The organism is Bacillus sp. FJAT-45037, from assembly GCF_002797325.1.
Classification (GTDB): domain Bacteria; phylum Bacillota; class Bacilli; order Bacillales; family Bacillaceae_D; genus Alkalihalophilus.
The window spans coordinates 148578-162299 of sequence record NZ_KZ454938.1 but is presented as its reverse complement, the minus strand read 5'-3'; the positions used below and the strand labels follow the sequence as shown (position 1 = coordinate 162299).

The window sequence follows — 13722 nt, the reverse complement described above, 5'->3', positions numbered from 1 at the left end:
AAAAGAACGATGTGAAAATCATTCACTCCGTTCTACTACCTATCACTCTTCTCCTGTGTATAGACTGTGATAGAAACCTTTCTTAACAAGTAACTGTCTATGGTTTCCTCTTTCTACTACTTCTCCATCCACAAGAACCATAATCTGATCGGCTTTTTCAATTGTATTTAAGCGATGAGCAATGACAAAGCTCGTTCTACCTTCCATGAGTCTTGCCATCGCTTCCTGTATTTTCAGTTCGGTCACCGTATCTATGCTACTGGTCGCTTCATCTAATATCAGGATTTTAGGGTCTGCCAATAAAGCTCTAGCGATAGAGAGTAGCTGCTTTTGCCCTTGGCTAATCCCCTGGCCATCTTGAGTGATCCTCAAATCGTATTGGTCTTTCAAACGAGAAATGAATGAATGCGCATTGGCTCTTTTCGCAGCAGCCTCCACTTCCTCGTCTGTAGCATCAAGCTTTCCATATCTAATATTCTCTCGAATTGACCCTTCAAATAAAAATGGATCTTGAAGCACATACCCCATTTGTCGTCGTAAATCTTCTCGATTGAATGTTTGAGCGTCGATTCCATCAAATAAAATCTCCCCAGAATTAGCATCGTAAAATCTAGCAATCATGTTAATAATTGTTGTTTTCCCAGCACCTGTTGGCCCAACGAAAGCGATTGTCTCCCCTGGTCGAACTGCAAAGCTCACATTACGAATTACCTGTTCACCACTCTCATAAGAAAATGAAACATTTTTAAATTCTACCTGCCCTTTTAAGATTGGTACATTCTGTTGAATCGTATCATCTTCTGCTTGTTCATCAATTACTTGAAAGACTCTTTCTGCTCCAGCTACAGCAGATAACAATACGTTAAATTGATTGGCTAAATCATTTAAAGGACGTGTAAACTGTCTCGCATATTCAGCAAAAATGACGATGACACCAACGGTAATGGCATTCTCTTGCAAGATGAGTATGCCACCTACTAAAGCAATTAAAGCGAAGCTAAGATTATTTAATAAATTCATTAACTTGGGGATAAACCCTGAATACGTTTGAGCCCAAAAACCCGTCGTTTTTAACCTTTCGTTCTTTTCAGCAAAATCACGAATCACTCGCTCCTCTTGAGAAAACACTTTCACCATCGATTGACCAGAAACTGTTTCTTCAATATACCCGTTCACATCTCCTATGTTTTTCTGCTGCTCTTTAAAAAACACACTCGTTCTCTTCGTGATCCACTTTAAACCGAATACCATAACTGGAATGATCGTAAGTGTCATGATTGTCATCAGAGGGCTTAAGTAAATCATGACACTGATAATTCCAATAAACGTTAGAACACTCGATAGAATTTGAATCACGGAGCTATTCAATGTCGTACTGACATTTTCCATATCATTTGTCACCCGACTCATTAACTCTCCATGCTGACGAGTATCAAAAAATGGAATCGGTAATGTTTGAATATGAGTAAATAAGTGGGTGCGGATCTCGTACACGGTTTTTTGAGCAATGTCCACCATCCAGTAATTTTGTAACCAAATGCTAAAAGAGTACCCTATGTATATCAGCCCGAGCATCAGTAACATCGGTGCAAGGCCCGATAGCTCATTTGTCATAATATACGTATCAATTGAAAATCCTATTAAGAAAGGACCAAGTAGGCTTAAGACAGAGCTTGCCACAACCATTAAGAAGACAAGCATAAGTTGTGCTTTATAAGTGGATAGATAGTTCCACAACCTTTTTAAAGTAGTCGACCAATCTTTCGCTCTCTCTTTCTTTTTTCCACTATCAGAACGAATAGCTCTCCAATCAATTCGCTTGTATTTAAATGGTCGAGACAATAAATCAAACATGATAATTCACCTCCGTACCTAACTGTGACTCAGCGATTTTTTGATAAAGAACGCTATCTTTTAAGAGCTCTATATGTGTTCCACTTGCAAGCACACCTCCATCGTCAAGGATGAGAATTCGATCAGCAACCATCGCCGTTTTAACTTTTTGTGTAATTATTAGTGTCGTACATCGATAAGATTGCAGTGCCTTTAAAAAATTTGCTTCTGTCCTCATATCCAGTGCACTTGTACTATCATCCAATAGTAATACCTCTGGTTGACGAATAAGAGCTCGAGCAATCGCTATTCTTTGTTTTTGACCACCTGAAAGATTGACTCCTTTTTGGCCAACTTTCGTTTGGTAACCATTTTGGAGTAGTTGAATCGTTTCATGAATTTGCGCAGTCTTAGCAGCTCGTATCACTTCATCATCGCTTGTCATATCCATCCCCCATGCGATATTTTCACGAATCGAACCTGTAAACAATAGAGATTCTTGCGGAACATACCCTATCATTTTTCGCAGCTCTCGTTCATCCCACTCCCTGACGTCGAGACCATTCATAAAAACCTCACCAGCGCTTGCGTCATATAGTCTTGGGATGAGTTCGAACATCGTCGTCTTCCCTGATCCAGTCGCTCCGAGTATCGCTATCGTTTCTCCTTTTTCTATGGAGAACGAAAATTTCTTTAGCACATCGACAGCTGAATCTTTATAACGAAAATGGACTTGGTTAAATTTGATCTGAGCTTCTTCCTCGTTGGATTGAACAGCACCCGTTCCTGATTCCATCCCACTTTCTGTATCAAGAACTTCTGTAATACGCCCAAGAGAAGCTCTTGCTCTTGAAAAGACTATAATAATCATCGAGAAAACCGTTAACGCTGAAGTAACACGCATCGCATAATTAACAATCGCAACAATCTCCCCAACTTGTGCTTGATTTGCGCCCACATCAATTGCACCAAACCACAAGATACCAATGATCGCCCCGTTCATCGCGAGTAAGAGAACAGGCATCATCACTTCCATTAACCTCATCGCACGTATCGTTTGATCTTGTAACTCATGATTCTCTTTCTTAAAACGTTTCCCTTCATAATCTCTGCGCACAAATGCTTTTATAATCCGAATCCCTTTTAGATTCTCGCGCATCACGTGATTGACACGATCAAGCTTCGATTGAACTAGGCGAAACATCGCTCCCCCTTTTTTCATCATCCAAATTAAAAAGAGTAAGAGGATAGGGATCGTAGCAACTAAAAATAACGCTAGCTTTGCATTCACAAGGAGAGCCATAATTGTCCCACCAATAACAAGAAGAGGTGCTCGCATCATAATCCGTAAGCTCATAAAAATCGTATTTTGAATTTGCGTCACATCATTCGTCATCCTTGTAATTAACGAAGAGGTCTCAAACTTCTGCAACTGCGAAAAGGCGAACGACTGAACACGTCGATATAACCCGTTTCGAATATCGTGACCGGTACTTTGACTCACATGTGCCGCATAAAAAGAGTTAGTAACACCTGACATGAAGGCGAGAATCGACATACCGATCATGATCGCTCCCCAAAAGATTACAACATCTAAGTCTCCGGCCATTACTCCTTCATCAATTATTTTTGCTAAAAGTAACGGGTGAACGAGCTCTACTGTTAGTTCTACTAACATCAATGAGATCGCAATCCACATCGGAAATCGGTAGGGCTGTAAAAAGGACCATAGCTTTTTCATTAACGAGCATCTCCATTCATTTCATTAGAAAGGCGAAATATATATTTATACTTTATAAGATCACTAGCGTGCGATTGACCACTGTCCGTATCCACTATACAATATTACCAAAAGTATTCATAATTTTCACTTCATTAATCACAGACCAAAGGTGGAGTTCAACAATGTCAGAACAATTAACGCTAGATTACGCAAAAAATCTTGATCAGAAAGATCCACTGGCTCCTTTTCGTGATGAGTTCTACACACAAAAGGGTCGCATTTATTTAGATGGTAACTCACTGGGCCTTCTCTCCAAGCGAGCAGAAAATACTTTATTACATTTGCTTGATTCATGGAAAAAGCACGGAATTGATGGGTGGACAGATGGTGAGCATCCATGGTATTACCTCAGTGAGTCATTAGGAGAACAGATGGCACCACTTGTCGGCGCAACAGGAGCTGAGGTTTTAGTAACAGGTTCGACAACGACTAACTTGCATCAACTAATCTCCACATTCTATCAACCTACAAAAAATCGCACGAACATTCTTGCTGATGAGCTAAATTTCCCTAGTGATATCTATGCCTTACAAAGTCAACTCCGATTAAAAAATCTTGATCCGACTGAACATCTCATTCAAGTAAAAAGTCGAGATGGGCATACAATACTAGAAGATGACATTATCGCGCAAATGAATGACGATGTAGCACTCATCCTGCTATCAAGTATTTTATATCGCAGTGGACAAGTCCTCGACATGAAACGTCTAACAGAAGAAGCACATAAGCGCAACATTCTCATTGGATTTGATTTATGTCATTCAATCGGTTCAATTCCTCATGAATTAAGTGCATGGGATGTTGATTTTGCTTTTTGGTGTAATTATAAGCACCTTAATGCTGGTCCGGGTGCTGTCGGTGGCTTGTACGTAAATAAGAAACATTTCGGAATAACGCCTGGTCTAGCTGGTTGGTTTAGTTCCGATAAGAGTAAGCAATTTGATATGGAGCACACGTTAACACCTGCACTAGATGCTGGCGCTTTTCAAATAGGTACCCCTCATGTTCTTAGCATCGCACCTCTTATTGGTTCTTTACAATTATTTCATGAGGCTGGTATTGAAAATATTCGAAAAAAATCACTTGCTCTTACTCGTTTTATGCAAGCAGCGATCACTCAAGAGATACCCGAGGGTGGATTTGTGTTCCAAAATCCGAAAGACGACCATAAGCGTGGTGGGCATTTGTTTATCGAGCATCCTGAGGCAGCGAGAATATGCAAAGCGTTAAAAGACAAAGGTATTACACCTGACTTTCGTTCACCAAACGGCATTCGTCTTGCGCCTGTCGCCCTCTACAATACGTATGAAGATGTATGGAATAGTGTGCAAATATTAAAACAGATCATGCGCGAGGAAACGTATAAAAACTACGAAAACAAGCGAGGAGTCATTGCATAATGAATGAGAAAAAATGGATTGATATTTCGCAACCACTTGATGATCAACTTGCCCATTGGCCTGGTGACACTCCTTTCTCCTATGTCACAGAGTATACAAAAGAGAACACTGGTTCAGTCAATATCGGCAAGATCACGACAAGTCTTCATTCTGGAACACATATTGATGCTCCGTTTCATTTTGATAATCAGGGAGCTCGCACCCTTGATCTTGATATCAATCGCTACATCGGGCATGCACGAGTCATTGATGGCTCTTCGTATTCTATGCTAGATGAAGCGATGTTTAGTCAATTTGACCTTAAAGGAGTTACTCGTCTCTTAGTCAAAACGTCTATTCCAAATAACCCTACTCAATTCCCACCAGACTTTCCAACTGTGACAAGTTGCGGTGCCAACTATTTACATGAAGTAGGAATACAGTTACTCGGTGTCGACGTCCCTTCTGTCGACCATCCAGATAGTAAAGAGCTTACAGGTCACCATGCTCTTTATCAACATAATATCGCGATCCTAGAAAATACAATGCTTGATCATGTTCCAAAAGGAGATTATGAGCTCATTGCTCTTCCTTTACCGATAAGAAAAGGGGACGGTAGTCCGGTTCGCGCCGTGATCCGTCCTCTCAACTCTACAAAATAAAGGAGAATGACCGATGTCACCAGAAGACAATACCCCTAAAACAACAGCAAATGAAAAAGGCATCCATACAGATTTCAAAGAAAATATGACCTACGGTGAATATTTAGGGCTCGAGCAAGTTTTATCGAGCCAACACCTCTTATCAGATCACCATGATGAAATGCTCTTTATTATTATTCATCAAGTGAGCGAGCTCTGGATGAAGCTGATTCTTCACGAAACGACGGCAGCGGTGAAAAGCATTCAAGCAGGTGATCTGCAAACGTCCTTTAAGCAGTTAGCACGCGTCTCAAAAATTCAATCCCAAATTATTCAAGCTTGGGATGTTCTTTCAACTCTTACTCCTGCTGAATACATGGAATTTCGTGATTCACTTGGACAAGCCTCAGGTTTTCAATCGTATCAATATCGAATGATTGAATTTGCCCTTGGCTATAAAACACCGCACATTTTGAAGATTTACGAAAAAGACCCAGAACTACACAAGCAATTGAAAATCGCTTATCATAGCCCTGGCTTATACGATGTAGCAATTCAAGCATTAGCCAAAACAGGTCTTCACATTAACAGTTCCATTCTAAACCGAGATGTTTCGAAGCCTTACGAAGAAGATGAAAGTGTAGAAGAAGCTTGGCTCACGGTCTACAAAGATGTCGAAAACTATTGGGACCTCTATCAATTAGCTGAGAAGCTTGTCGATATCGAGGATTGGCTTCAGCAGTGGCGCTTTAGACATATGAAAACCGTTGAACGAATTATTGGGTTTAAGACAGGAACAGGTGGATCTTCCGGCGTCCATTATTTGAAAAAAGTTCTCGACCAACGTTTCTTCCCTGAACTTTGGAGTTTACGAACAAAAATCTAAATCAATTAATAGCAAGGTTTGTTCATGACCAACAAACCTTGCTATTTTCAATTTAGAAATATATAACAAATTCAACATGTATTTTTTCACCATATATCTTCTTTTGTCGACATGAACATAGTATAATCAATTCCATAGACATAGGATTATTTTCTTACTAAATGAATGAATAATTGAAATGAGATGGTCATATGGAGAATAAAACGTTAAAAAGACATATAAAACGATACGTATTATCAAGAAAGAAACAAGAATTAGTTTTTCAACTTCAAGATCACCAGCTAATTGCTGACTCGTTAAGGATGCACCAGAAAATCTTTGATCATTACCCAGATGGCGTCTATACACTCGATAGAGAAGGAAAAGTTATTGAACTAAACCGGAAATTATCTGAATTATTCGGATATTCAATAGAAGAAATGAAACACCATTATAATAACTTCCTTCCACAATCAGAAAAAAAGCGTGTCTTGACGTACTTTCAGAAAGTTCTAAACGGACAAACCGTACATTATAAAACCGCCGCTTACCATAAAGACGGTCATCTCGTTTATATTCATATTACCAATATTCCCATTCAAGATTATGGTGAGGTCATTGGTGTTTATGGTATTGCAAAGGATATTTCCGCGATGACTCAGACGAAACATGACTTGCTTCAAATAAAAGATCACCTCAATATGGCTCAAAAATTAGCCAATATTGGCAGTTGGAAATACTCAGCAACTACCGGCAAAGTTTTTTTATCAAGGCAAGTTTGCAACTTTTTCTCCCTCTCCTATGAGACATCTGGTCGTGGTTTAGATGAAGTGATGTCATTTACGACCAAGGGAGAGGAACTGCAACTAATCACTGCGATTTATAATGCGAAAAATAATGCTGGTCAATTTGAATTGGAGTGCACTTTCTCCAATCTCCTTGATGTAAAAAAAGTAGCTCTAGTTAAGGGGAAAGCATCATTTAATTCAAATGGGGACTTAAAAGAAGTTTACGGTATTATCTATGACACCACACGTATGAAGTACACCGAGGAGAAATTATTACAACAAACAGCGGAGTCGTTAGAAATATATAACTCTCTTGACGCGACGATTTGGTCTTACGACGTAAAAAAAGGACAAATGACTTATTGTTCTGACGGCGCCTATAGCGTTTATGGGGTTGAACAAGACACATTCATCTCCAACCCTAAGTTATGGTTAGAACTGGTTCATCCTGAAGATTTACCAGACGTTTTAGAAGCTCAAAAAATTCTAGAAAACGGAAAAAAAATCCGCCATCAATACCGAATAATTACCCCACTAGATGAGCTCAAATGGATTGATGACCAAACCATTCCGATCTTTAATGATGATGGTGAATTGATCCATCTAAATGGAATCTCATCGGATATCACTCAGCAAAAACAATATGAGCAAAGACTACAGTTTATTACAGAACATGATTACTTGACTGGGTTACCAAATCGCTCTCACTTTGAAGCTAACTTACAAAGTAACCTCAAGAGTGAGCCTGTGTTCGTCCTTTATCTAGCAATCGATCGCTTCAGTCAAATAAATGATACATTAGGTCATCATGTCGGTGACTGCATTATAAAAGCACTAGCTTCTAGGCTGACTAAATTAACAGCAGATGGTACTTTTGTAGCGAGGATTAATGGCGATGAATTTGCTATTTTTATTCATGCTACTCTATCCGCGACGCAAGAACTAGCTGAGGCAATTATTCAAGAATCGAAGAAACCTCTTCTTATTAATGAATATGAAGTGTTGTTAACAACACGCATAGGAATCAGCTCTTATCCAGCTGATGGAAAGAAATCAAACCAATTACTTCATTTAGCTTATATCGCGATGCAACGAGTAAAGCGTACTCATCGCTCTGATTACCAATTCTATACACCAAGTATGAATCTTGAATCTTATAAAACATTTCAATTAGAGAAAGATTTAAGACAAGCCATATCAGAACAACAATTACATCTTCATTATCAACCTAAAGTCGAAGCCGATGATGGGACAATCTCTGGAGCCGAGGCTCTTTTACGATGGCAGCATCCAGATTGGGGAAATGTATCACCTGCTCAGTTTATTCCTCTCGCTGAGGAGAACGGTTTGATCTTTGAAATCGGTGATTGGGTGATTGATACCGTCTGTGCACAAATTCGTACCTGGCTCGAAGCGGGAGTCCCTATTGTTCCAATCTCGATTAACGTCTCCCCAAAGCGATTAATGAGATCTAAGTTTAAAGATTATGTTCAAGAGTGTATGGAAAAACATCATGTGCCAGCCGAGCTTATTGAGTTAGAAATTACGGAATCATCAGTGTTACATCAAGACGTCGCCTTAAAAGAAATGAACGACTTAAGAGAACTCGGTGTGACATTTTCTTTAGATGATTTCGGCACAGGCTATTCTTCTCTGTCGTATCTGATGAAATATAACCTAGATACAATTAAGATCGATAAACAACTCGTCCAACAAATAGATGAAGATATTAAAGCACAAGCGATTGTCAAAAGTGTCATTTATCTTGCTAAAGAGTTACAGATGGATGTGGTGATCGAAGGAGTTGAAACAATCAGTCAGCTACAATTTTTCGGACAACTTTCTTCTTCTTTAAAAATTCAAGGCTTTATATTCAGTAAGCCAGTCCCACCTGAAAAATTGCAGTCTATGCTGATTCAATCAAAGATACTATCAATCGAGCTACCCAGGTAATTATAGTAATTTTACCTTTTTAGCAGATTGAGAAAACCCTCCACTTTTTAAAAAATGTGGAGGGTTGTTCACTGTTATAACGTAATAGCATTTGAATATTCTTTTTGAAGTACATAAGACCAAAACATGGCTAATATTAGAAATAACAAAGCAGAAAAAGAAAAAATGAGTTGAAGGCTAGCCCCCCATGATAAAACCCCATAGATGAATAATGGTCCAAGCGCCGCCCCTACATCTAAAAATACTGTGTAAGTTGTCAGCACCTGGTTCGCATCGCTTTGTTTTGCAATATCTGCTGTGATCGTATCATTGATAGTCGTTAATGCTGTGGATGCAGCCATCACAATCAAAGCGAAAACAACCCATAAAACTAATGAAAATTGAATCGGAATTAATAAAAACCCGACCATCGATACAATTAGAGCGGATATATAGATTGGTAATCTTCCTTGTCTACCGTCAGACCATTGTCCAAATTTCCTTGCTAAATACGGCTCCCATAACCATCGAACACCTTGTAATATCCCCGCTACGGCAGTTACACCTATAGTGAAGCCAACGATCATTAATTCATCTCCGTAATGAGTAGCCATTACTAGACTGATAGATGAACTAAATACCCCTTGAATCAAAAAAGAAATTATCATTCCACTGGCGACAACAGCAATTATAGAGCCTGATTGCGGTAACATTATTTTCGGTTTAGATGAACCACTAACTGAACCCTTCTTTGAGGCTGTTACATCTCTAGGAAGCATACGGATAATGATCGGAATACCACTTATCATCAATAAACCAAATAAAATCGCAGTATGTTCAAACCCTATTAATGCAGCTAAGATTCCGCCTCCTAACATTCCTCCTAAACTTCCTAGCCTGTATAGCCCATTGTATCGCCCTATATTCTCCCCACGGTTTGAATCATTTGATTGATCAATAACGAGTAAAAATCCACCTAACCGTAAAAATGACCATGCCACACCCCATAAGATTCTTAAGATTAACCAAGTAAATAATCCGTAGCCGATACCATAACCAATCGTTGTTGTCACTGCTAACACAATAGCAATTAATAAACCAACACGTAAAGGTAGCTTACGATAGACCTTCCCCACTATCGGGTTAATAGGAATTCGAACGAATCTATTCACTGATAGAATTAATCCGACCTCCCATAGTGAAGCCAACCCAACATTTTCATAGTAAATAGGCAGCGCAACATAGAGCATTGAATCACCTAGTAAACATAAAGCAGTGATCAAGGATACAACTGTCACAGAGTTACTCTGTTTTTTCCTCGTTTTCATTTTCTTTCACTCATTTCTAGTCTTCCGATTGTTCTTGAGTAGATTCTTGTTCTATGCTTCAAAAGGAGAGCTTGACGATAGATGCTTTGATAATTATTGAAGAAAGCAGGGGAGATTGAACCTCACCCGCTTAACTGTTTTAAATGTAGACATCAAACCAAATTTCTACACTTTTCCCTCATTTACTCTTCAACCAGTATTTCATACAAGATCTATACTAAAGGAAAAGTATTGAGCAAGTGTAAATCTAGCATTACAAACTGATAAAAGTTATAGCTTATATATTGATTGTGGTGTGTAAACACTAGCTACCCTTCACACAGACTTAATAGTTCACTAGTTTTTATAATACGACTAGCTTCCCTCACAAAAAAAAGACAATCTCATCAATATTGATGAGATTGCCTAATGCTTAGCCTAGCGTTTTCATATAACTGTGTAATTCACGGATAATTGTAGAGAGTGTATCTAGTGTCGCTGCGACGTTCTCTACTAATAACGTCTGATCTTCTGTCAAACCACGAATTGTTGTTAAGCTCATAATCATTTGAGAAAGATTATCTTCGATGGTTGAGATTGAATGATTGATCTTGTCTGAAGATGAAGCTGTCTCTTTCGACACTGACCTCACCTCGTTAGCAACAACTGAAAAACCTTTTCCTGCATCTCCTGCTCTGGCAGCTTCAATACTCGCATTGAGTCCAAGGATGTTCGTCTGTCTTGAAATATTGTTCATTAAATCAAGGATCTGATTAACCTCTTCAGAATTTTCTTTTGAGCGCTCAGAAAGTACATATAGTTCATTATTCGTTATGCTTAGCTGGCTTGCTTGTGCAATGATTTTCTCAATTAATTGCTGAATGCTCGCTGTAATATTATTTAATTTCTCAATATTTGTTTCCATCTTCATTAATATTTCAATATTGTAAGCCATACCGATTGCACCGATTACACGTCCATCATTGATGATAGGAGACGTTTTACCAAAGAAATGCATTCCATACACTTCATATGGAGGTCGGCCCATCCCACCTTGGCCGTTTAAAGCACTTTGAATCACTGGATCATCTTTCGATACGGGATCGCCCGTTTTATTGCCTAACACTAATGTGGGGTGATCAAGCTGAAGCAACCATGTTTCATGATCGCAAATCGAAATTGCGATTTCTTCCTTCGCAGCTCGTTGAATAAATGGAGCGGCTGTAATGATCGCATCAAAAATTTCTTGGTCTGTTTTTTTCATACTCATATGTAGATCCACCTCAATTTAACAGATGTCCTGCTTGTGTCAAAAGTCGCAGAAACAAAGGATTATACTCTCATTGTAACCACTGTTTTTGCATAAGAGCAAGCATTTTAATGAGGTGGTCTTTAATTATTCTGAAATTCGTTGCTTTCCTTTCTCTGACACTGCGACTTTGCGTTTCAACGACTTGATATGTTCAACTTTACGAAATCGGAGTGCTGACCAATCTTCATCAATTGCTACTTGTCGAACAGGCTCATACCCCTCATCAGCTAACATCGCGCCGACTATATCCCGACTACAATCTGAGCCTTTATAGGCTTTCGATGTCTTTTTGGGATAACAAACCCAAAAAAGTCCATCATCGGCTATCGCTCGAACTTGTTCTTTCACATTTGCTTGAAGTGTATCTTTTTCTGTTCCAAATACTTGAATAAAAAAATACTCTTGTTCCACGCGTTCTGTATGAAGAGGGGCAGAGAATTGCTCCATGACCTCCTTGTACTCGATCGGTGCATTAACAATTAGGACTGGAGTGGATTGATCTTTTAATTGTAGCTTTTTTATGATAGGACTTTTTGTCTCCAATATATCTCACCCTTATGTTTTACTTAACTATACCCTTTTCAAGCACCCATTCCTATATCAAGTCACTATATAAACAACGGTACTTGCGGATTTCTTGTACAAACATGTCGCTTGTCTATGCAAACTTTTTTCTTCTGCGTAAACTGTACTATTCTTGATGCGTTGGGGATGCATTAGGAAACAACAACTATTTTATTCGTTTACTCTACTTTTATTTGTTGTAGGTTAACTTTCTCCATAACCGTATAAAAACCTCCTATTTTTTTAGCGCCTGCACCAGGGGCGCCTTTTTTATGGAGGGTAAACTTCTGTTTTATTGATTAAACAAACTTAAATCCCACTGATCTGATATCTTCTTTAATAGACGAATACCAGCTATGCTGTTATTGTGTCGATTTAAGTCTGGTCCAAGAACAGCAATACCCATTCGACCTGGTATCGCAGCCATAATTCCACCTGAAATTCCACTTTTAGCAGGAATGCCTATATCTACAGCAAATGTACCAGATTGATCATACATGCCACATGTGACCATAAACGTCTTTAACACTTTGACAACATCTCTTGGTATAAGCTGCTCACCTGTATCAAGATCTTGTCCATAATTGGCAATAACTGCAGCAATACGAGAAAGATCTGTAATCGTCATCTCAATCGATGTCATTCTCCAATAAACGGGTAGAACATCTTCTATCTCGCCTTTAACAAATCCAACGTACCGATTATAGAAAAACAGAGCACGATTCATGTCATGACCTTCTGCCTCGACGATATTCTCGCTATAGTCGATCTGATCATTGGCTGCGAGCTTTCGAGTTAAGTCTAGTACCTTACCAAACTTCTCATCGACAGAACTCCCTTTAATTTGACCGACTACAGCAATAGCACCGGCATTGACCATAGGGTTTAATGGCCCTCCGTCCTGCTGAAGCTCCATCTTACTTATTGAATGGTAAGGATCGCCAGTCGGTTCTTTGCCAACATGTTTAAATACTTCTTCCTCGCCACGGTCCATCAATGCAACAGCAAGTGAAATCACTTTAGAAATACTTTGAATTGAGAATTTCCCATCATCATCACCCGCTTGAATGCACCGACCATCAAGGCCTGTGATTGCGACAGAAATAGCCCCGTGATCTTCGTTGTCTATTTTTTCAATATACTCAGGAATTTTGCCATCTCTCGCTTCTTGCTTCTCTTCTTTAATAATCTTCTCTAGATACGCTTTTATGTCATCATTAATTTTTTTCAACATTTTTTCCTCCCTTATCTCAATACTTCATCGATTCCCTAATGCTAAACCACTTAATCAATTTTTAGAAAATAAGTGTCAAGAAAC

General features: G+C 39.0%; 10 protein-coding genes. 4 read left to right on the top strand and 6 right to left on the bottom strand.

The genetic code is table 11. The features are described 5' to 3' along the window. Positions 1 to 42: 42 nt before the first annotated feature. Positions 43 to 1854 (bottom strand): ABC transporter ATP-binding protein, encoded by a 1812-nt coding sequence (locus tag CDZ88_RS00690; protein ID WP_100371724.1) that lies wholly within the window; start codon positions 1852 to 1854, stop codon positions 43 to 45. Continuing rightward, entirely contained in the window at positions 1847 to 3574 is a 1728-nt protein-coding gene (locus CDZ88_RS00685) for an ABC transporter ATP-binding protein (protein ID WP_100371723.1), read from the bottom strand. Before CDZ88_RS00685 ends, CDZ88_RS00690 begins: the two co-directional genes overlap by 8 nt. A gap of 164 nt (positions 3575 to 3738) precedes the next feature. Here CDZ88_RS00685 and kynU point away from each other — a divergent pair, with 164 nt between their 5' ends. From kynU to CDZ88_RS00665, 4 genes are all read left to right on the top strand, one after another. Further along, entirely contained in the window at positions 3739 to 5016 is a 1278-nt protein-coding gene (gene kynU, locus CDZ88_RS00680; RefSeq protein ID WP_100371722.1) for a kynureninase, read from the top strand. Further along, positions 5016 to 5657, top strand: coding sequence for an arylformamidase (gene kynB / locus CDZ88_RS00675; RefSeq protein WP_100371721.1), 642 nt, complete (start codon positions 5016 to 5018; stop codon positions 5655 to 5657). The genes kynU and kynB overlap by 1 nt, the downstream gene beginning before the upstream one ends. Before the next feature lie 13 nt (positions 5658 to 5670). Further along, the gene (kynA, locus tag CDZ88_RS00670) at positions 5671 to 6522 is read left to right on the top strand and encodes a tryptophan 2,3-dioxygenase (RefSeq protein ID WP_100371720.1); all 852 of its coding nucleotides are present in this window, start codon (positions 5671 to 5673) and stop codon (positions 6520 to 6522) included. 191 nt (positions 6523 to 6713) lie between these two features. Further along, on the top strand, positions 6714 to 9242 hold the full coding sequence (locus tag CDZ88_RS00665; RefSeq protein WP_100371719.1) for an EAL domain-containing protein: 2529 nt from the start codon (positions 6714 to 6716) through the stop codon (positions 9240 to 9242). A gap of 74 nt (positions 9243 to 9316) precedes the next feature. Here CDZ88_RS00665 and CDZ88_RS00660 read toward each other — a convergent pair whose 3' ends face one another. From CDZ88_RS00660 to glsA, 4 genes are all read right to left on the bottom strand, one after another. Next, positions 9317 to 10549, bottom strand: a complete 1233-nt coding sequence (locus CDZ88_RS00660) for an MFS transporter (protein WP_100371718.1) — start codon at positions 10547 to 10549, stop codon at positions 9317 to 9319. A 412-nt stretch (positions 10550 to 10961) separates the two neighbouring features. Further along, positions 10962 to 11798, bottom strand: a complete 837-nt coding sequence (locus tag CDZ88_RS00655) for a methyl-accepting chemotaxis protein (RefSeq protein ID WP_100371717.1) — start codon at positions 11796 to 11798, stop codon at positions 10962 to 10964. Positions 11799 to 11924: 126 nt separating this feature from the next. Continuing rightward, positions 11925 to 12383 carry a DUF3052 domain-containing protein gene (locus CDZ88_RS00650; protein WP_100371716.1) on the bottom strand — a complete coding sequence of 153 codons (459 nt, stop codon included), beginning with the start codon at positions 12381 to 12383 and terminating at the stop codon, positions 11925 to 11927. A 313-nt stretch (positions 12384 to 12696) separates the two neighbouring features. Further along, positions 12697 to 13638: a glutaminase A gene (glsA, locus tag CDZ88_RS00645; protein ID WP_100371715.1), complete on the bottom strand. Its 942-nt coding sequence runs from the start codon at positions 13636 to 13638 to the stop codon at positions 12697 to 12699. Between the last annotated feature and the right edge of the window lie 84 nt (positions 13639 to 13722).